Annotated in this window: 19 protein-coding genes; 13 read left to right on the top strand and 6 right to left on the bottom strand. The window is 45.7% G+C overall.

What is annotated here, in order from left to right; genetic code table 11:
- Positions 1–4: 4 nt before the first annotated feature.
- Complete coding sequence (locus tag ONT19_RS14210; protein ID WP_217313129.1) at positions 5–589, bottom strand: DUF3575 domain-containing protein; 585 nt, start codon at positions 587–589, stop codon at positions 5–7.
- Positions 590–929: 340 nt separating this feature from the next.
- Between ONT19_RS14210 and ONT19_RS14215 the strand changes: the two genes are divergently transcribed.
- The 4 genes from ONT19_RS14215 to ONT19_RS14230 all read left to right on the top strand — a co-directional run bounded on the left by ONT19_RS14215 (position 930) and on the right by ONT19_RS14230 (position 4671).
- A complete protein-coding gene (locus tag ONT19_RS14215) occupies positions 930–1340 on the top strand; it encodes a hypothetical protein (protein WP_264952448.1) in 411 nt (136 codons plus the stop codon).
- Positions 1328–1675, top strand: coding sequence for an IS66 family insertion sequence element accessory protein TnpB (gene tnpB, locus ONT19_RS14220; protein WP_117588063.1), 348 nt, complete (start codon positions 1328–1330; stop codon positions 1673–1675). Before ONT19_RS14215 ends, tnpB begins: the two co-directional genes overlap by 13 nt.
- A gap of 100 nt (positions 1676–1775) precedes the next feature.
- Complete coding sequence (gene tnpC / locus ONT19_RS14225; protein ID WP_264952447.1) at positions 1776–3356, top strand: IS66 family transposase; 1581 nt, start codon at positions 1776–1778, stop codon at positions 3354–3356.
- A gap of 307 nt (positions 3357–3663) precedes the next feature.
- Complete coding sequence (locus ONT19_RS14230) at positions 3664–4671, top strand: LuxR C-terminal-related transcriptional regulator (RefSeq protein ID WP_264953131.1); 1008 nt, start codon at positions 3664–3666, stop codon at positions 4669–4671.
- Between the two features lie 29 nt (positions 4672–4700).
- Here ONT19_RS14230 and ONT19_RS14235 read toward each other — a convergent pair whose 3' ends face one another.
- Positions 4701–6215 (bottom strand): NAD(P)H-hydrate dehydratase, encoded by a 1515-nt coding sequence (locus tag ONT19_RS14235; RefSeq protein WP_264953132.1) that lies wholly within the window; start codon positions 6213–6215, stop codon positions 4701–4703.
- Between the two features lie 166 nt (positions 6216–6381).
- Between ONT19_RS14235 and hpt the strand changes: the two genes are divergently transcribed.
- The 6 genes from hpt to ONT19_RS14265 all read left to right on the top strand — a co-directional run bounded on the left by hpt (position 6382) and on the right by ONT19_RS14265 (position 11402).
- The gene (gene hpt, locus ONT19_RS14240; RefSeq protein ID WP_217326406.1) at positions 6382–6921 is read left to right on the top strand and encodes a hypoxanthine phosphoribosyltransferase; all 540 of its coding nucleotides are present in this window, start codon (positions 6382–6384) and stop codon (positions 6919–6921) included.
- A gap of 10 nt (positions 6922–6931) precedes the next feature.
- On the top strand, positions 6932–7174 hold the full coding sequence (locus ONT19_RS14245; protein ID WP_117695689.1) for a DUF6722 family protein: 243 nt from the start codon (positions 6932–6934) through the stop codon (positions 7172–7174).
- A 148-nt stretch (positions 7175–7322) separates the two neighbouring features.
- The gene (locus tag ONT19_RS14250) at positions 7323–7895 is read left to right on the top strand and encodes an adenylate kinase (protein WP_264953133.1); all 573 of its coding nucleotides are present in this window, start codon (positions 7323–7325) and stop codon (positions 7893–7895) included.
- Between the two features lie 143 nt (positions 7896–8038).
- On the top strand, positions 8039–9199 hold the full coding sequence (obgE, locus tag ONT19_RS14255; protein WP_006848787.1) for a GTPase ObgE: 1161 nt from the start codon (positions 8039–8041) through the stop codon (positions 9197–9199).
- Positions 9200–9204: 5 nt separating this feature from the next.
- A complete protein-coding gene (gene pgeF / locus ONT19_RS14260; protein ID WP_264953134.1) occupies positions 9205–10044 on the top strand; it encodes a peptidoglycan editing factor PgeF in 840 nt (279 codons plus the stop codon).
- 164 nt (positions 10045–10208) lie between these two features.
- On the top strand, positions 10209–11402 hold the full coding sequence (locus ONT19_RS14265) for a peptidoglycan DD-metalloendopeptidase family protein (protein WP_264953135.1): 1194 nt from the start codon (positions 10209–10211) through the stop codon (positions 11400–11402).
- Positions 11403–11582: 180 nt separating this feature from the next.
- Here the strand turns inward: ONT19_RS14265 and ONT19_RS14270 are convergent, their stop codons facing one another.
- Both ONT19_RS14270 and ONT19_RS14275 read right to left on the bottom strand, forming a co-directional pair.
- The gene (locus tag ONT19_RS14270) at positions 11583–11783 is read right to left on the bottom strand and encodes a hypothetical protein (protein ID WP_006848784.1); all 201 of its coding nucleotides are present in this window, start codon (positions 11781–11783) and stop codon (positions 11583–11585) included.
- A 21-nt stretch (positions 11784–11804) separates the two neighbouring features.
- Positions 11805–12989, bottom strand: coding sequence for a phosphoribosylaminoimidazolecarboxamide formyltransferase (locus ONT19_RS14275; protein WP_264953136.1), 1185 nt, complete (start codon positions 12987–12989; stop codon positions 11805–11807).
- A gap of 212 nt (positions 12990–13201) precedes the next feature.
- Here ONT19_RS14275 and ONT19_RS14280 point away from each other — a divergent pair, with 212 nt between their 5' ends.
- Positions 13202–13426 carry a hypothetical protein gene (locus ONT19_RS14280; RefSeq protein WP_022122172.1) on the top strand — a complete coding sequence of 75 codons (225 nt, stop codon included), beginning with the start codon at positions 13202–13204 and terminating at the stop codon, positions 13424–13426.
- A 140-nt stretch (positions 13427–13566) separates the two neighbouring features.
- Here ONT19_RS14280 and rplS read toward each other — a convergent pair whose 3' ends face one another.
- Positions 13567–13932, bottom strand: coding sequence for a 50S ribosomal protein L19 (gene rplS, locus ONT19_RS14285; protein WP_117727195.1), 366 nt, complete (start codon positions 13930–13932; stop codon positions 13567–13569).
- A 268-nt stretch (positions 13933–14200) separates the two neighbouring features.
- Here rplS and ONT19_RS14290 point away from each other — a divergent pair, with 268 nt between their 5' ends.
- Together ONT19_RS14290 and ONT19_RS14295 are read left to right on the top strand one after the other, a co-directional pair.
- Positions 14201–14977 carry a 5'-nucleotidase C-terminal domain-containing protein gene (locus tag ONT19_RS14290; protein ID WP_264953137.1) on the top strand — a complete coding sequence of 259 codons (777 nt, stop codon included), beginning with the start codon at positions 14201–14203 and terminating at the stop codon, positions 14975–14977.
- 71 nt (positions 14978–15048) lie between these two features.
- Positions 15049–15882 (top strand): bifunctional metallophosphatase/5'-nucleotidase, encoded by an 834-nt coding sequence (locus ONT19_RS14295; protein WP_264953418.1) that lies wholly within the window; start codon positions 15049–15051, stop codon positions 15880–15882.
- Between the two features lie 89 nt (positions 15883–15971).
- On the opposite strand, the gene ONT19_RS14300 is transcribed toward ONT19_RS14295, so the two are convergent.
- Positions 15972–17642 carry a glycoside hydrolase family 43 protein gene (locus ONT19_RS14300; protein WP_264953138.1) on the bottom strand — a complete coding sequence of 557 codons (1671 nt, stop codon included), beginning with the start codon at positions 17640–17642 and terminating at the stop codon, positions 15972–15974.
- Between the last annotated feature and the right edge of the window lie 190 nt (positions 17643–17832).

A 17832-nucleotide genomic window follows, 5' to 3' on the forward strand; every position in this document is an offset into this window, starting at 1 on the left:
CTTTTTAAAAAACATACACTAAGTTGAGGGCTGCTTTCGTCGGGCCCACATAGTTGTGTGCCTTGTCATCTTCAAGTTTATCTCCGCATTGAGCACAGTTAAACTTATCTGCCTTAGAGTAGATATAGCCTACGCCAAGTTCAGCTTCCAGATTCCAATGTTTCGAGAGAGCCCAAGCGTAGCCGTAAGCTACACCTGCACCTATAAACCATCCTTCATACCGATAGTCTTTCAGCTTAGAGAAATCAGTGCCCAGGAACTTGAAGTCAAGATCCATGCCACCGATGTTGTGAGATCCACCCAAGGCATGGAAGCCGATGAATGAACCCATCATTTTGTTACAGAACCAGTATCTGGCCTCTGGCTGAACGAGCCAGTGCTTCCATTTCTTGTTCTTTGAAAACGTCCAAGGATTGTAGTTTCCGGATACGTCAAGTGTCCATTTTGGAGAAAGACCGAATTCAACACCCAAGTTCATGGTTGTCGTTGCATCATACAGCAAGTTGGTCTTTACCGCAGCTTTCTGCGCTAGAGCAGGACAGATAAGGCTGCCGAGTGCTACTAACGCAATTAAAATCCTTTTCTTCATACCTCAATTAAACTTTTCTTTTTTTTAATACATTGAGTGATTTTGAATCACCTTTTACTTTCGTATACTCTTTTATAATTATAATGATTACCAATACCTGAATCTACTGAGAACTCTAGTTTCCTGAAGTTTACTTTCAACTGTTCTTTTTCTCCTTTCAGTTTACTTTCAACTTACTTTTCAGTTCGTCTGTATCTCATATCGTTGGTTTTCTGGCGCAAAATTAGAACGAATATTGGATACAACCAAATTTTTAAGTAAGCGGCTCCGCGTTTATACCTTTCCCTTTATCGTAAAAGTTCTTACCTTTGCACCATATAATTTTAAAAGCAACGCAATTATGAGAGCAACAGAACGTTATGAGAGGGCATGGAATGCCTTCCAGATTCATTTGAATCATAATCCAAAAGCCAGTTTGATTCCTTTTTTAAAGGAACGGCATGTAAACCATCGCTCGATGCATAGATGGATGTCAGAGAAAGGTTATTCTGTTAGGTTAGCCAAACAACAGATTCGTCTGCTTCAGGCCGAAGCCCGTAAGGAATGTTCCGAAGCAACAGCCAAGGACACTGGGATGATGTTCCTTCCCATAGAAATGCCATCCGATTCCGTCTGCCCGGAAAATTATCTTTTCGGCATAACCTTAACCTTTCCCAATGGAACGATAGTCACCATCAAGAAAGGTAGTGCCAAATCAGTCATGCATCTGATGAAACTTTACGAGAAGGAGGACTTGCTATGTTTGGATTAAACGAAAACACCCAGTATTACGTCTGCCAGCGATATGTCCGAATGAACATGGGCATAAATGGCCTGTACCAGATTGTGAGGACGGAGATGGAGCTGCCGCCACTCGGTGGTGCCGTCTTCATCTTCTTCTCAAAGAATCGCCAGCAGGTAAAAATGCTAAAATGGGATGGCGACGGTTTCTTGCTGTATCAGAAGCGACTGGAGCGAGGAACCTTTGAATTACCATTCTTTGATCCCCAAAGCAAACAATGCAAAATGCCGTACAAGACGCTATCTGCCATCATGAGCGGAATTTGCCTGAAAAGTATGAGATATAGGAAACGGCTTAATCTATAGGCGCATAAGATTATATTTAATGAACTGTGTATCAACAAGATAGAAAAATAAATATCTAAAAATCCTTGCATATCTCGATATTTTTTCGTACCTTTGCACTATGAAAAAGGACGAAATTATAGTACTTTTAAAGGAACAGCTTCAGCTTGCAAACGAACAGCTTCAGCAAGCTAATGCTACGGTGAGTTCGTTGACTACACAGGTCAACGAACTCATTGAACGTATAAAGTCATTAGAAGAATTACTCGTCCAGAAAGGAATCGCCATTGACAAAGCGAATCGTCAGAACAAGGCACTCGGCAAGCTCGTTTCAGGCAAGAAGTCCGAACGTCAGGAAAAGAATCCACAAGACTCGATGACCCAGGAGGAATTTGACAAGAAGAAAGAAGAGCAGGCCGAAAAGAGAAAGGCACGCAAAAACAACGGAGCCAAGCGTGACATGCATTACGAGATGAAAGAGGTGCATGTTACGATAGATCCTGTCATGGATGCAGAGTTTTTGAAGACGTTGCGTCTCTTCGGAACTCGTACCTGTATACGTTACAGCATGGAACCCATCAAATTCATCAAGACCGTGTATCACATCAACACTTATACTGATGGAAGTATCATGTATCCGGGGAAAACTCCGCCGGCTCTGTTGTTGAATTCTTCCTATTCACCTTCCTTTGCAGCAGGACTCCTGCAGATGCGATACATCTATTCCATGCCGGTAGAGCGAATCATCAAATACTTTGCCGACAATGGGTTTACGTTAAGGAAAGCCACGGCAAACAAACTGATTGCCAGAAGTGCCGATGTACTGGAAAACTTCTATAAGGCTATCTGCCAAGTAGTGTTGCAGCAGGATTATGTCTCGGCAGACGAGACATACCATAAAGTGCTGTTAGCCAAGACAAAGCCTACGGACAAGGGTTCGAAGAAAGGCTACTTCTGGGCTGTAAGTGCGCCTAAACTGGGACTTGTCTTCTTCGTATATGAGGATGGATCACGCTCTGAGCAGGTCATACTTAACATATTCTCTGATTATAAAGGTACCATACAGAGTGATGCATATGCTCCTTACCGGAAACTGGAGTCGGATGCTTATCCTGACATTATGAGAATCGCCTGCCTGCAGCATGTCAAGAGAGATTTCATCGACTGCGGCAAGGAAGACAAGGATGCTCAGGAGGTCGTAGATATCCTCAACAGATTTTATCGAGAAGACAAAAAACATAAGGTTGGGGTAAATGGATGGACCGTTGAAGACCATCTAGCCTATCGGCAGTCATATGCACCGGACATTTTGCAGGATTTATTGGAGAAACTGGAGGAAATATCTTCCAGGAAAGATTTGCTGCCCAAGTCTACCTTGGCGCAGGCGGTCGGCTATGCCCTTAATGAATATAATGCCATTTGTGACATCTTCAAAAGAGGTGATACGGCTCTCGATAACAACTACATTGAGAGAATCCAGAGGTACATATCACTATCAAGAAGAAACTCAATGTTCTTTGGTTCGCACGAAGGAGCAAGCCGGGCGGCTATCCTATATTCTATCGCAATCTCATGCAGGCTGAATGGCATTAATCTGTTTGAATACATATGCGACGTAATAGAAAAGACTGTAGAATGGCAACCCAATACCCCATTAGAAAAATATAGAGACTTACTTCCTGACCGATGGAAAAAGCAGTAACAGCATTTGTTTAATCAGCTGTTACTGCTTTTTTTTGAATTATGCAAGGTATAAACGCGGAGCCGCTTACATTTTTAATCACTGAAAAATACTGAAAAATGCCATTTTTAGCAAAATAGTACACTGATTTATGCTTAAAATCGTTAAAGTTGCACGATTTTCTGATATTTGAACAAGGATTTCTGATATAATTTGTAATTTTGCAGCCGGAATCAATAGTTCCCTAAAAAAAATGACAATTTCCTAGAAAAAGAGCCGTTTGACTTACGAAAGTAAAAATAAGATTTAAGAAAATAACCAATGCGAAATGAAACTGAAGAATGACATTGTAAACCTGATTGTGAGGGTTGAGCATCATTTATGCCCTCAATATTGTGGTGTGGTAGACCGCCGACGCATTATCGCCTTTCTACTTCTGACGATAAGCGAGCTGGTTATCATACCTTATCATATTATGCTCTTTCTGCTGGTGAAAGAACCTTATGGTTTAAGCCTCTGTGGCTTGCATACATTCGTGTTCTGCATCCTGCAGTTCCTGATTTGGAAACGGAAGATTGCTTTCGTGAAAGGTATTTCTTCTCTTTACCTTCTGATGTTCGCCAAACTGGCTCTTGATAGCGTATTTTGCATCAATTTCGGTTTGGCTAATGATAATTTGAGCGTTATCAGCAACCTGTTTGTCGTCTTTATCCTGGCTATTACAGCGTTAAGCCAAGCTTTGTATAAGACTTGTACCATCATCACGGTGGGTATGATACCGATGTTGCTGATATACCTGTTCAGCATTCCGCTTATGTCAGTTCTGTTCAGTCTGAAGACTATTTTCCTGGGTTTCATGATGCTGGTTTATGTGGCAGTATATAATATGAGTATTGTAACCAAGGGGTTACGCCAGCCGAAACGGATGGCTCGGGTTGAAAACAAGGCGTTGAATATGCTTGCCGATTTGAAGGATAATCAACCGGAAGCAGCAGAAAGCCTGATGAAGCGTCTGACTCCTGATGTCCGGGAGAAGATTATTACCCATGCTTCTGAACATCTGTTTAATGAAGAATTGAATAGAGTGGCATGGGATCAGGTTTGTGATGGGCTTACCTTCAGCGAAAAGGAAATATGCAAGCTGATTCTTCAGGGGCGTACTTTAAAGGAAATTTGTGCAGAACTCAATAAGAGTGAATCAAATATCACCAGCCAGCGTTGCCATATTCGCAAAAAGTTGAATATGGACCGTCGCGATGATTTGAGGAGAACCTTGGAAGTAAGGTTCTATGATGCGCAGAAACAAGTAAAAAAGTCAGAAGCCGAGAACTCCTGACTTTTATGGATATTCTTATTTCTTGATCATTATTCTTCCAATCTGAGGAATGCTTTCGGAAGATACTGGATAATGTCGCTGGCGATGAGGCTCTCTTTGCCCAGATCTTTAGCAGCAAGATCGCCAGCCAGACCATGAAGATGCATACCCAGTCGACAGGCATCTTCCTGTTTGTATCCTCTTGCCAGAAGACCGGTGATGATACCTGTCAGCACATCACCGCTGCCTGCTGTAGCCATACCGCTGTTGCCCGTACTGCAGAAGTCAATCTTTCCGTCAGGGTGGCAGAGTGCAGAATAATGTCCCTTTAATATAATGTATGCCTGGAGGCGTTCTGCCAGTTCGCTTGCCTTCATCAGTCTTTCGGTACAGCTGCTGCTCGCATTGCCGGCAAGCCGGTCGAACTCCTTCGGATGAGGTGTCATGATGATATTCTTAGGCAACTGCTGCATCCACGCCCTGTGGCTGGAAAGAATATTGAGCGCATCGGCATCAATGACGAGCGGACAGGTAGCACGGCGCAGTTGGGCGATGAGGGCGATGGCTGTTGTCTCGTTCTGTCCCAATCCGGGACCTACGCCCAGCGCATCGAACATCTCTGTATCTACCGGTTCGCTGAATATGGTTTCTTCAGCATCCATCTGCAGTACCGCTTCAGGTACCGAAATCTGCATGATTTCATAATTCCGTTTTGGGGTATGGGCTGTAACCTTGCCCGCACCTGTTCTCAGACAAGCCTTGGTGGCTAATACCGAAGCGCCGCTCATGCCGTAACTTCCCGCTATGAGCAGCGCATTACCCATGCTGCCTTTATGGGCAAAGTCGCTGCGCGATTTCAGGAGCGGACGGATGTCGTTCTCTTCGAGTATGCGGCACCGGCACTCCGTATTCTGGATGAATTCCTGGGAAAGTCGGATGTCGAGAACGCGCAGTCTGCCCAGGTACTGCTGGTTATCCGCCATCAGCATCGACAGTTTCTTCTGCTGCAGGGTAAGGGTCAGAGTGGCACGGATGATGTTGGCATGGATATTATAGGAATTGTCCTCGGTCATCAGTCCCGAAGGGATATCGATGCTTACTACCTTGGCAGGACTCTGGTTGATATATTTCACCATCGCGGCGAATCCGCCAGCCAATGGTTTGTTGAGTCCGCTTCCAAAGAGTCCGTCCACCACCAGCGTTTCTGCATTCAGTTTGGGAGGGTCCAGGTTGGTGGTTATCTCAGTAAATTTCACTCTCTTTGCATCCAGCAGACGCTTCCTGTTGGCAAGACAGTCTGCCGACAGTTTATTCTGTACATTAAAGAGGTATACACTTACATCATATCCATCCTCGCTGAGCATTCTCGCCACAGCAAGCGCATCGCCGCCGTTATTTCCCGGACCGGCGAAAACGACCACTGGAGTGCGGTTAGACCATTCCTCTTCTATGGCACGTGTCAGCGCTTTGGCTGCACGTTCCATCAGGTTGAGCGAACTGATAGGTTCGTGCTCAATGGTATATTTATCTAACTCATGAATCTGAGCGCTTGTGAAAATCTTCATATTATCTGATAATCTTAGTATTATCTGCGCGAACTGTCGTGATAATTTGTCAACTCATGCAGATAAACGGTTATTTTCATGCAAAAGTACAAAAAATAGTTGATGAAAGCACGAAGTTTCATGTTTTTTTCGTAATTTTGCAGAAAATATTATTATAGAACAGACTATGAGCATAGTAAAGATCAAGGATAAAAGCTTCAAGACATCGATTCCTGAGGCTGAGATTCTGAAGAAAGTACAGGTCGTAGCAGACCGTCTGAACAAGGATTATGCAGGCAAGAAACCTGTCTTCCTGGCAGTATTGAACGGCGCATTTATCTTTGCAGCCGACTTGATGCGAATGATTACCGTGCCAAGCGAGATTTCATTCGTGAAGTATGCTTCTTACGAGGGTACCTCCTCTACGGGCAGCATGAAGACCCTGATGGGTTTGAACCAGGATTTGGCAGGCCGCCACGTGGTTATCGTAGAGGACATCGTAGATTCCGGTTTCACCATGGCTCACATGATTGAAGACCTGAAGAAGAAAAATCCTGCCAGCATCGAAATTTGTTCGCTCCTCGTGAAACCAGGCAACTTGAAGGTTGATCTTGATATCAACTATGCTGTTATGGAAATCCCTAACGATTTCATCGTGGGATATGGATTGGATTATGACCAAGAAGGCAGAAACCTCCGCGACATCTACACCATTGTAGAAGAATAGGGGGTGAAGCATGTGGGAGAAACTGAGTGATTATTTTCTTGATATCTCCAAATATCTTATAACAGCTACGTTTATTACGACTTTTGTTGGAGATATGGGGGAAGAACTGCATTGGCTTATTTATCTGGTCAGTTTTATCTTGGCAGCGGGACTTTTCGGGTTCGCTCTGTATTTTGATAAGAAAGGTAAGAAAGAAAAAGAAGCAAAGCGTAAAAAATATAATAAGTTTAATAATAAAAATAGGAGGATGTAAGTATGAACACTTTAATTTTTTTAGGCATGTTTGCCGTTTTCTTTGGTGTTACTATTGCTATACTTTTGTCTCCTTGGGGACAGAAATGGATGAATGAATATTAGTTTCTGACACAACATAAATATTTTATATATATATTAAGGTAAAAATGAAAAATATCGTAATTTTCGGCGCTCCAGGTGCAGGTAAAGGCACACAGAGCGACAAGATGATCGAGAAGTATGGTCTCGGTCACATTTCTACAGGTGACGTACTTCGTAACGAAATCAAGAACGGTACAGAACTTGGTAAGACAGCTAAGGGTTATATCGACAATGGTCAGTTGATTCCAGACGAGTTGATGATTGACATCCTCGCAGGTGTATACGATAGCTTCGGTAAGGATCACGCTGGTGTAATCTTCGATGGTTTCCCACGTACCACTCCACAGGCTGAGGCTCTGAAGAAGATGCTTTCTGAGCGTGGTCATAAGATTGCTGCGATGATTGAGCTGGCTGTTCCTGAGGATGAGCTGATGGCTCGCCTGATTAACCGCGGTAAGGAAAGCGGCCGTTCTGATGATAACGAGGAGACTATCAAGAAGCGTCTCAATGTTTATCATACACAGACTGCTCCGCTCATCGACTGGTATGAGAAGGAAGGCATTCATCACCACATCGAGGGTCTCGGTACTGTAGATGAGATCTTCGCACGTGTTTGCAATGTAATCGACAATCTCTAATTGATATAATGTTAAGTGTTAAATGTTAAATGTTAAGTTGGGCGTACGCCTTTCGGGGAAAACCTAGCCTGATGTTGACACGGAATATTCCTTTCGGGATAATTTAACACTTAACATTTAACATTTAACATTACAATATATAAATGGCTGAATCCAATTTCGTAGACTACGTAAAGATACAATGCCGCTCTGGTAAGGGTGGCAAGGGCTCCATGCACCTGCGCCACGTAAAGTACCAGCCTAACGGCGGTCCTGACGGTGGCGACGGCGGACGTGGAGGAAGCATCTATCTCCGCGGCAACCATAACTACTGGACGTTGCTGCACCTCAAGTATCAGCGCCACTTCTTTGCCGAGCATGGTGGAAATGGTGGCCGTGATAAGTGTCATGGAACCGATGGCAAGGATATTTATATCGATGTGCCTTGCGGTACCGTGGTATATAATGCCGAAACAGGCAAGTTTGTATGCGATGTGGCTTATGACGGGCAGGAAGTTCTGCTCCTCAAGGGCGGTCGTGGCGGATTGGGCAACTTCCAGTTCCGTACCTCTACCAACCAGGCTCCTCGCTATGCACAGCCGGGTGAACCTATGCAGGAGATGACCATCATCATGGAGCTCAAGCTCCTTGCCGATGTAGGTCTGGTAGGTTTCCCTAATGCCGGTAAGTCAACTTTGCTGAGTGCCGTATCAAGTGCCCGTCCTAAGATTGCAAACTATCCGTTTACTACGCTCGAACCATCGCTGGGTATCGTAGATTATCGCGATCACCAGAGTTTTGTCATGGCTGATATTCCTGGCATCATCGAGGGCGCGAGCGAAGGAAAAGGTTTGGGCTTGCGATTCCTCCGTCATATAGAGCGCAACTCTCTGCTGCTCTTCATGGTTCCGGGCGATACCGACGACATCAAGAAAGAATATGAAGTATTGCTGGGCGAACTGAAGAACTTCAATCCAGAGATGCTCGACAAGCATCGCGTGCTGGCTATCACCAAGTGCGATCTGCTCGACGAAGAGCTGATTGAAATGCTCAAGGAAACTTTGCCTACCGATTTGCCGGTGGTCTTCATCTCCTCTGTTACCGGACAGGGTATCCAGGAACTGAAGGATGTGCTCTGGAAGGAACTCAATTCAGAGAGCAACAAACTTCAGGAGATTACTGCCGAAGATACGCTTGTTCACCGTGACAAGGATATGTCTCGCTTCCAGCAGGAACTGGCTGCAGAGGGCGAGGATGTAGTAGAATATATTGATGAGGATGAAATCGAGGATGTTGACGACCTCGATGATTTCGAATACGAATAAATGTTATGATCAAAGAATATCAGGTAGCTTCTGGTGTCAAGGCTTTCTCTACTACCCGCAAGGGAGGAGTGAGCCAGGGCAACTATGGCGAATTTAATATCAATGAGTTTTGCGGTGACAATGCAGAACATGTGGCTGAAAACCGCAAGCGTCTTGCCACAGAGTTGGGTATTGATACAGCCCATATCATCATGCCCCATCAGGTGCATGGAGTAGAGGTGCGCAATATTGCCGGTGAGTTTCTCACCATGCCTGAGAATATCCGCAAGATGGTGCTCGAAGGTGTAGATGCCGTGATGACTGACCAGAAAGGTGTATGTATCGGTGTTTCTACTGCCGATTGCATCCCTGTGCTTCTTTATGATGAGGAGCATCATGCTGTGGCTGCCATCCATGCCGGCTGGCGTGGTACGCTGGCTCGCATCGTGCATAAAACCATTCAGGAGATGGCGTTTACCTATCATACCGACCCGAAGAAGTTGAAGGCGGTGATAGGTCCGGGCATTTCGCTCGACCATTTCGAGGTGGGCGATGAGGTTTACGAGGCGTTCGAGCAGGCAGCTTTCCCTATGGAAGAGATTGCCGAGCAGCGTCCTAATGCCGCCTTCTCGGTTGATCCTGCTGAGCGTGAGCGCCTGGCAGCTGAGGGTAATATCGTGCAGCCGCTGAAATGGCATCTCAATCTTCCGCTCTGCAACAGACAGATACTTCTGCATTGTGGAGTGGCCGAAGAGAATATCCAGGATTGTGGCATCTGTACCTTTGCCCATAGCGATGAGTACTTCTCTGCCAGAAAGCTGGGTGTAGAGAGTGGCAGAATCTATACAGGCATCTTGCTGAAGTAAAAGCCTGGTAGCAGGTAAGTATCAGATAGTTTTCAAGATAACATCCATTTTTCCTTTTCTGTAAGAACGGAGAGGGAGAAATGGATGTTTTTCAGTTAATATTTATAGTTAATAGTTTATAGAATATTTTGAAAATCAGAAAGAAAGAGTAAATAATGAAAAGAATGAAAAAAGGATTGAGGCTATTGGCTGTGGCAGGACTCATGGTGTTCTCGCTGAGCAGCTTTATGCCCGCTAAAAATGTATTCACGGCAGCCGAACAGCAGCAGGTGAGTATTGCAACACCCGGTCTCTTTGCCCAGAGTCAGGCATTTAATGTAGACTTTGAGATATTCCGTGCTAAGGAATATTCCTTCCCGCTTCCTGTGGGCAAAGCAACCCTTCTGAACAATCATGTGTTGCGTATCTCTACCTCTAAAGGCGATGCTGTCAAGGCGATGCTCGAAGGTTATGTGCGACTTTCCAGAAAGTCGGAATCAATGGGTAATGTCATCGTGGTGCGCCACGATTGCGGTCTGGAAACCGTTTATGCCAACAATGCCGAGAACCTGGTTAAGGTTGGACAGCATGTGGATGCCGGACAGACGATAGCCATTGTAGGCTCTAAGGAGGGTGAAACCTATTGCGACTTCTCTATTATGGTGAATGGCGGTAGGTTGAATCCGGAAACTTTCATAGAGTTGAAATCGCATAAGTTGCGCCGCCAGACTGTGCAGTTCCGCAAGCAGGGTGCCCGTGTCATCGTTTCGGTTATCGGTGGCAAGGATTCTTCTGTAGGAAGAAATGCTGAGGCTGACAAGGAGGCATCTGGCAAGAAAAAGGGTAGAATAGGAGATGGAATGACGCTCGACCCTGATGAGGTTCATGATCCGTTTACCATTACCAATACTTTCGAACTTGATTTGGAGAAGATAGAAAAGACAGCCTGGGCTTATCCTTTGCCGGGTGCCAAGGTAATCAGTCCTTATGGTGGCAAGCGCCGCCATTCGGGTGTGGATCTCAAGACGCGCCCGAATGATGAGATTGTGGCTGCATTTGACGGTACGGTTGTTGCATCAGGACCCTTCTATGGTTACGGCAACTGCATCCGTATCAAGCATGCTTATGGTTTCGAGACGCTCTACAGCCATCAGAGCAGAAACAAGGTGAAGAAGGGCGATAAGGTAAAGGCTGGTCAGGTAATCGGTTTGACGGGCCGCACCGGTAGGGCTACCACAGAGCACCTTCATTTCGAGGTTAGCTTTGATGGTAGACGACTGGACCCAGCCATCATTTATGACCACGGCAAGCATCAATTGAAGCCTGTAACCCTTCATCTAACGAAGGGCAGAGGCGTAAAGAGTGTAAAGAACCAGTAACTGTTTAAGAAGAACAGCCCACTGGCAATACGCTTGCTAGTGGGCTGTCTCACTTATACCAGTATGCTGTCTTTCGCTTGCCAGTACTCTATTCATGGCTCCCATTATCAGAAAACAGTTCGCCCGTGCGCTGTTATCATACAGCACACGGGCGAAACATGTATTTATGATAGAGAAGTATTATTTCTTCTTCTGGGATTTACGATTGGCTCTCTGCTGGCGATACTTTGCCTTCTGACGGGCAGAGCCACTACCGTGAGCACCCGTTATGTACTTTTTCTTCTTGGCTTTGGTCTTCACCTTGTCGTCGTCATCCTTCTTAGGACCACCGCCGCCTTTGAAGACCATACCGCCCATGATAATATCGTCAATGTCGCTCATATACCTTAATTATATAATAAATTAGTGATGGAAGAGGCGAACGTGAGTAAACGCCATAGCGATGCCGTACTTGTCGCAGGTATCAATAACATGATCGTCACGGATACTACCGCCTGCTTCTGCTATGTATTCAACACCACTCTTGTGAGCACGCTCAATATTGTCGCCGAATGGGAAGAAAGCATCACTACCTACTGATACACCCTTGTTCTGTGCAATCCAAGCCTTCTTCTCCTCGCGGGTCAATGGCTCAGGCTTCTCAGTAAAGAACTGCTCCCAAACGCCGTCCTGCAATACATCCTCCCACTCATCAGAGATGTAGACATTGATGGTATTGTCGCGGTCGGCACGACGAATCTTCTCCTTGAAAGGCAGGTTCATCACCTTAGGACACTGGCGCAACCACCACTCGTCAGCCTTAGAACCAGCCAGACGGGTACAATGGATACGGCTCTGCTGACCGGCACCGATACCGATAGCCTGACCATCCTTTACGTAGCATACAGAGTTACTCTGAGTATACTTCAGGGTGATGAGCGAGATAATCAGATCGCGCTTAGCCTCAGGAGTGAAAGTCTTGTTCTTGGTAGGAACATCCTCGAAGAGAGCAGGATCATCAAGCTTCACCTCGTTGCGTCCCTGTTCGAAGGTAACACCGAACACCTGCTTGTGCTCGATAGGAGCTGGCACATAGTCAGGATCAATCTTGATAACGCAGTAGGTACCCTTGCGCTTTTCCTTCAGAACCTCGATAGCCTCAGGAGTATAGCCAGGAGCAATGACACCATCGCTCACCTCACGCTTGATGAGGAGGGCTGTAGCCTCGTCGCATACATCGCTCAGCGCAACAAAGTCGCCATAAGAGCACATGCGGTCAGCACCACGGGCACGAGCATAGGCACAAGCCAATGGAGAAAGCTCAAAGTTGACATCATCAACGAAGTAAATCTTCTTCAATGTGTCGCTCAGAGGCAAGCCGATAGCTGCACCGGCAGGAGAAACGTGTTTGAAACTAGCGGCAGCAGGCATTCCTGTAGCAGCCTTGAGTTCCTTGACCAATTGCCAGGAATTGAAGGCATCCAGGAAGTTGATGTAGCCAGGACGGCCGTTGATCACTTCGATAGGAAGCTCCCTTCCGTCATCCATATAGATGCGAGAAGGTTTCTGATTTGGATTACATCCGTACTTAAGTGCTAATTCTTTCATCTTCTAAGAAATGTATTTTGGAATTTGGCGCAAAGTTACAAAAAATGATTGAGATATTGGACTTCTGTTTCGTAAAAAGCCCTAAAAAACAGCATTTTTATGATATAAAGCATTTTTTTTATCCCAAAACATAAAAAAGTCGGGAAAAATGAACTCTGTTTCATTCTTTTTCAGTACTTTTGCTCCCAGTTAGTAAATATGAGAGGATTGTTATGAAACAGGATTTGAAAGTCCTTGCTGAACACATAGAAAAGAAGGTTGGCAAGGCGCATGTTTTCCACAAAATGTGGGATGTATTGAAAGGGAAGGAGAAGCCTTCCCGCCAGACTTTGGACAAGTTGGCGCTGCTCGCCGGATTCCAGAGTTGGGATGATTTCCAAGGTGCTTTACACGGCACGGAGGATGGGCTCGTGAATTATGATGCGGGCGAAAAATAAAAGAATGGAACATGGTTGGTTTAGCTGTCAACCATGATTGGTTTGACGTTTTTTGTTAAAATTGTAGATATAAAAAAGGGAACCCAGTCGTGAGACAAGATTCCCTTTATTTTTTTTCTGATTAGGTCTCCTAAGAAAAATTATTCTGCACCCTTAGCTACAGTCTTCTTCTCAGCGATACGAGCCTTCTTACCAGTAAGCTTACGCAAGTAATACAACTTAGCGCGACGAACCTTACCATGCTTGTTCACCTCGATAGAATCGATAGCTGGTGACTCGATAGGGAAGATACGCTCAACACCTACTGTACCAGACATCTTGCGAACTGTAAAACGCTTCTTGTCACCATGACCAGAGATCTTGATAACAACACCACGGTAGAGCTGGATACGCTCCTTAGTACCCTCGACGATTTTGTAAGCGACTGTGATAGTATCACCTGCCTTGAACTCAGGGAACTTCTTGCCGGTTGCAAATGCTTCTTCAGCAACTTTAATCAAATCCATTTTTTGTATAAAATTAAAAATTGTTTGTCGTTCCAACGCAACATGGACTTGGACAACACTTCTGCCCAGACAACAGCGGTTACGCCGAAAAGCGGGTGCAAAGTTACTACTTTTTCTTGTATCTCGCAAATTTTCAGTCACTTTCTTCACTTTTTCCCTTTGTTTTTTTGTTTTCTTTACTTCTGCAATGGAATTTTCTTGCCGATTTTGCCGATTTCGCCGATTTATTTTGTATCTTTGCGGTCTAAAAGTATTTACTGTATTAAGTATGAAGAAAAAAAATAGTATCAAGATTTACCTTGCTTCGGCAGTCATGCTGCTGATGGCAAGTCCGGCTTTCGCCCAGAAATACAAGGTGGCGAAGGTGGAGAGAACCCGAATATTGGTTGATCAGAAATGGGATGCACAGCCTGATGCTGAGGCTGCCAGGTTTATCGCTCCTTATAAGAGTAAGGTAGACAGTATCATGGGCCCTGTTGTAGGTCATATAGCTCATGATATGACCCGCCACCGTCCGGAGAGCGAACTCAGTAACTTGCTCTGTGACATCCTGGTATGGGGTGGCAAGCAGTTTGAAGAACAGCCGGTTTTCGCTGTTTACAATATGGGTGGCATCCGTTCTAATCTTGCCAAGGGTAAGGTTACTGTAGGCGATGTGAACGATATGGCTCCTTTCGAGAACAAGATCTGTTTCCTGACCCTGAAGGGCGATAAGGTTCTGGAACTCTTCCGGCAGATAGCTCATCGTGGCGGCGAAGGCTTGAGTCATGCTGTTAGAATGGTTATCACCAAGGAGGGCAAGCTGAAGAGCGTTACGCTGAACGGTGAACCTGTTGATCCGGAGAAGAGTTACCGTGTTGCAACCCTCGATTATCTTGCCGAAGGTAATGACCAGCTCGTAGCCTTCAAGAGCGGAACCGAGGTCTTTGCTCCTAAGCAGAAAGAGAACAATGTGCGCTACATCATCATGAATTATTTCCGTGAGATGAAGGCACAGGGCAAGATGGTGGAATCTAAGATTGAAGGCCGCTGCGTGGTAGAATAGTTAATAGTTTATAGTTGATAATTCTGATGAAACATACATTATTATATATAGGTCTGGCTCTGGCATCCTTCATGATGCAGCCGGCAGCCGTTCAGGCTAAAGCTAAGAACGAGGCAAAGGTGGTAAAGCAGCTCGTAGTGCTCCATACCAACGATACGCATTCATGCGTAATGCCCATCAATCCGAATCTCGCAGATACGGCTACTGCCAATCGTGGCGGTTTCCTCCGTAGGGTGGCGATGATCAGTCAGGAACGTAAGGCGAATCCCGACTTGCTGCTCTTTGACAGTGGCGATTTCTCGCAGGGTTCACCTTATTACTCTCTCTTCAAGGGAGATGTGGAAGTAGGACTGATGAACGAGATGAAATATGATGCTGCTACCATCGGCAACCATGAGTTTGATTTCGGAATAGACAACATGGTGCGCATCTTCAAGATGGCGAAGTTTCCTATCGTCTGCTCCAACTATGATTTCACTGGTACCGAACTGGCAAATATCGTAAAGCCTTATACCATTATCAAGCGCAAGGGACTGAAGATTGGCGTTTTCGGCTTGTGTCCGGAACTTGCCGGTCTGGTAACTGAAGCCAACTATGGCTGCATCAAGTATCTCGATCCTATCGCCAAGGCAAAGGAAATGACAGAGATATTGAAGAAGAAAGAGAAGTGTGATGTCATCATCTGCATCTCCCACCTGGGCTGGAAGATAGATGGCATCGACGATTCTGAGGTAGCCCCAGCCACCCGTGACATCGACCTGATACTGGGCGGTCATAGCCATACCTACTTCAAGCAGTTGGAGTATCTGAATAACCTCGATGGCAAACCGGTGCCAATCGACCAGAACGGCAAGAGCGCCATCTGGGTAGGAAAAATGACATTGGATATTGTGAAGAATAAATAAAAGAAGAAGGTTGATACCAGGCAAAACGCGAGGTATCAACCTTTTCTTTAATTATCTATTCCTAAAACGTTAATCTTTTCTCAAATCCTTTATTCCTTGTTGGAAGAAGCATAGAGACCGATGCAGGCACCGAGGAAGCCGCCGCTCTTCTGGGTGCTCAGGTTAGAGGCATCTACACCCTTGGCAAGAAGCTGCCAGTTGCCGCCTTCTTCAGCATAATAGAAATCATAATATCTGTCATGACCTTCTACCTTCAGCTTCAGCTTACCTCCCTTGATAGGAGCAGAGGCGATCGTTACGTTGTTCTTCTCGGCACGGGTCAGGGTAATCATCAGCTTGCCATTCTTCATGGTCTTACCCAATACGAAGTTGTGGTCTTCCTTCTGGAGAAGTGCCAAGCCTGCGATATCCTTGTCGTTGCGAGGAGTAAAGTTGATTTCTGTCTCAGCTGTGAAGGTGCCGTGCTGCTGACGTGCCCAGATGGCAGACATCGGCTCACGCTTGTAGATATTGCCTGGCAGGAGATTGAACTTCAATTTGCCGTTTTCTACCTTGTAACAGTCAACGAAGTCACGGAGGAACATCCAGCGTGGATTCAACTCCTTCAGACCCGCCTTATTGTTATCTGCTTCGAAGTTATCCACATAAGAGAAATTGCCTGAGAACTCATTCTTTGCGGCAGGCTTCAAACCTGCCTTCTCTCCAACGGTAGAGATAGGAGTATTCTTGGCAAGAATCTCTGGCCATCCATTCTTCCAGGTTACAGGCAGGAGATAAGTATCGCGACCTGTGTTGTACATATCCTCTTCATAAGGACGGCAAGCCAGGAATACAGCCCACCAGTTACCCTTGCCATCTTCTACGATGTCGGCATGACCAGCACTTGATACTGGGTCCTTGCGGTTAGGGTCGAGACCGGTACGCTGGGTAAGAATAGGGTTGTTAGGGCATTCCTCCCATGGTCCCATCGGATTCTTGGCACGCAGGATAACCTCGCTGTGCCATCCGCCTGTACCACCTTCGGCGCACATCAGATAATAGAACTTGCCCTTCTTGAAGAGGTGAGGACCCTCAATCCAGATAGGACGCGCCTCTACATGGGTTCCGCCACGCAGAATCTCCTTGAAGTCACCCTTGATACTGTCGCCCTTCACGTCGAATTCGAAACAGCGGATAGAGCGCTGACCTTCGTAATCGGCACCGCCAACTACCGGACCGTTGTGAACGATGTAGCCCTTGCCGTTGTCATCGAAGAAGAAGCTAGGGTCGATGCCGTCAATCTTATTCAGATAGATAGGCTCGCTCCAGCCTTTGGAAGGATCTTTTGATTTCACAAAGAAGTTGCCGGCTCCCACATTGGTGGTAATCATATAGAAAGTCTTGTTCTTCTTGTTATAGCTGATGGCTGGTGCGAAGATACCGCCTGATACGTGCTGACCCTTCAATGGAACCTGTGATTGGCGGGTGAGCACATGACCGGCTGGCTGCCAGTTGACCAGGTCTTTACTGGTTGAGAGAGGTACACCTGGGAAGAAGGTAAACGAAGAGTTTACCAGATAGTAGGTGTCGCCTACGCGACAGAGTGATGGGTCTGGATAGAAACCAGCCAGTACCGGGTTGTAATACTGGTGAGTCTTGTCAATTTCAACATTGAAGCGAGCGTCATTTCCCGCATACTTGAAATAGTCAAACTCAGCTGTCTGCGCCTGTGCAGCGGCTGCAAGCGTCAGGGAAAGCGATAAGATTGCAATTTTCTTCATTTTATTATTGGGTTTAAAATTACAGAATGAGTATCTGAACTCATGGCTGAAACATGTATTCAGAATTCTGCTGCAAAGTTACCGCTTTCCTTTTAAATATACCCCCACAGAATGTTACCAACACTTTGCGAGGCGTATCATAAACAGCTCTATTTGTAACAAATACTTTATTTGGGGAAACATCTGGCCT

Origin of the sequence: Segatella copri, from assembly GCF_026015625.1 — a bacterium.
GTDB lineage: Bacteria > Bacteroidota > Bacteroidia > Bacteroidales > Bacteroidaceae > Prevotella > Prevotella copri_H.

Excerpts from the sequence above, each read along its gene's own strand:
- ONT19_RS14210 (WP_217313129.1), bottom strand. The coding sequence starts at position 589 with ATGAAGAAAAGGATTTTAATTGCGTTAGTAGCACTCGGCAGCCTTATC.
- ONT19_RS14215 (WP_264952448.1), top strand. The coding sequence starts at position 930 with ATGAGAGCAACAGAACGTTATGAGAGGGCATGGAATGCCTTCCAGATT.
- tnpB (WP_117588063.1), top strand. The coding sequence starts at position 1,328 with ATGTTTGGATTAAACGAAAACACCCAGTATTACGTCTGCCAGCGATAT.
- tnpC (WP_264952447.1), top strand. The coding sequence starts at position 1,776 with ATGAAAAAGGACGAAATTATAGTACTTTTAAAGGAACAGCTTCAGCTT.
- ONT19_RS14230 (WP_264953131.1), top strand. The coding sequence starts at position 3,664 with ATGAAACTGAAGAATGACATTGTAAACCTGATTGTGAGGGTTGAGCAT.
- ONT19_RS14235 (WP_264953132.1), bottom strand. The coding sequence starts at position 6,215 with ATGAAGATTTTCACAAGCGCTCAGATTCATGAGTTAGATAAATATACC.
- hpt (WP_217326406.1), top strand. The coding sequence starts at position 6,382 with ATGAGCATAGTAAAGATCAAGGATAAAAGCTTCAAGACATCGATTCCT.
- ONT19_RS14245 (WP_117695689.1), top strand. The coding sequence starts at position 6,932 with ATGTGGGAGAAACTGAGTGATTATTTTCTTGATATCTCCAAATATCTT.
- ONT19_RS14250 (WP_264953133.1), top strand. The coding sequence starts at position 7,323 with ATGAAAAATATCGTAATTTTCGGCGCTCCAGGTGCAGGTAAAGGCACA.
- obgE (WP_006848787.1), top strand. The coding sequence starts at position 8,039 with ATGGCTGAATCCAATTTCGTAGACTACGTAAAGATACAATGCCGCTCT.
- pgeF (WP_264953134.1), top strand. The coding sequence starts at position 9,205 with ATGATCAAAGAATATCAGGTAGCTTCTGGTGTCAAGGCTTTCTCTACT.
- ONT19_RS14265 (WP_264953135.1), top strand. The coding sequence starts at position 10,209 with ATGAAAAAAGGATTGAGGCTATTGGCTGTGGCAGGACTCATGGTGTTC.
- ONT19_RS14270 (WP_006848784.1), bottom strand. The coding sequence starts at position 11,783 with ATGAGCGACATTGACGATATTATCATGGGCGGTATGGTCTTCAAAGGC.
- ONT19_RS14275 (WP_264953136.1), bottom strand. The coding sequence starts at position 12,989 with ATGAAAGAATTAGCACTTAAGTACGGATGTAATCCAAATCAGAAACCT.
- ONT19_RS14280 (WP_022122172.1), top strand. The coding sequence starts at position 13,202 with ATGAAACAGGATTTGAAAGTCCTTGCTGAACACATAGAAAAGAAGGTT.
- rplS (WP_117727195.1), bottom strand. The coding sequence starts at position 13,932 with ATGGATTTGATTAAAGTTGCTGAAGAAGCATTTGCAACCGGCAAGAAG.
- ONT19_RS14290 (WP_264953137.1), top strand. The coding sequence starts at position 14,201 with ATGAAGAAAAAAAATAGTATCAAGATTTACCTTGCTTCGGCAGTCATG.
- ONT19_RS14295 (WP_264953418.1), top strand. The coding sequence starts at position 15,049 with ATGATGCAGCCGGCAGCCGTTCAGGCTAAAGCTAAGAACGAGGCAAAG.
- ONT19_RS14300 (WP_264953138.1), bottom strand. The coding sequence starts at position 17,642 with ATGAAGAAAATTGCAATCTTATCGCTTTCCCTGACGCTTGCAGCCGCT.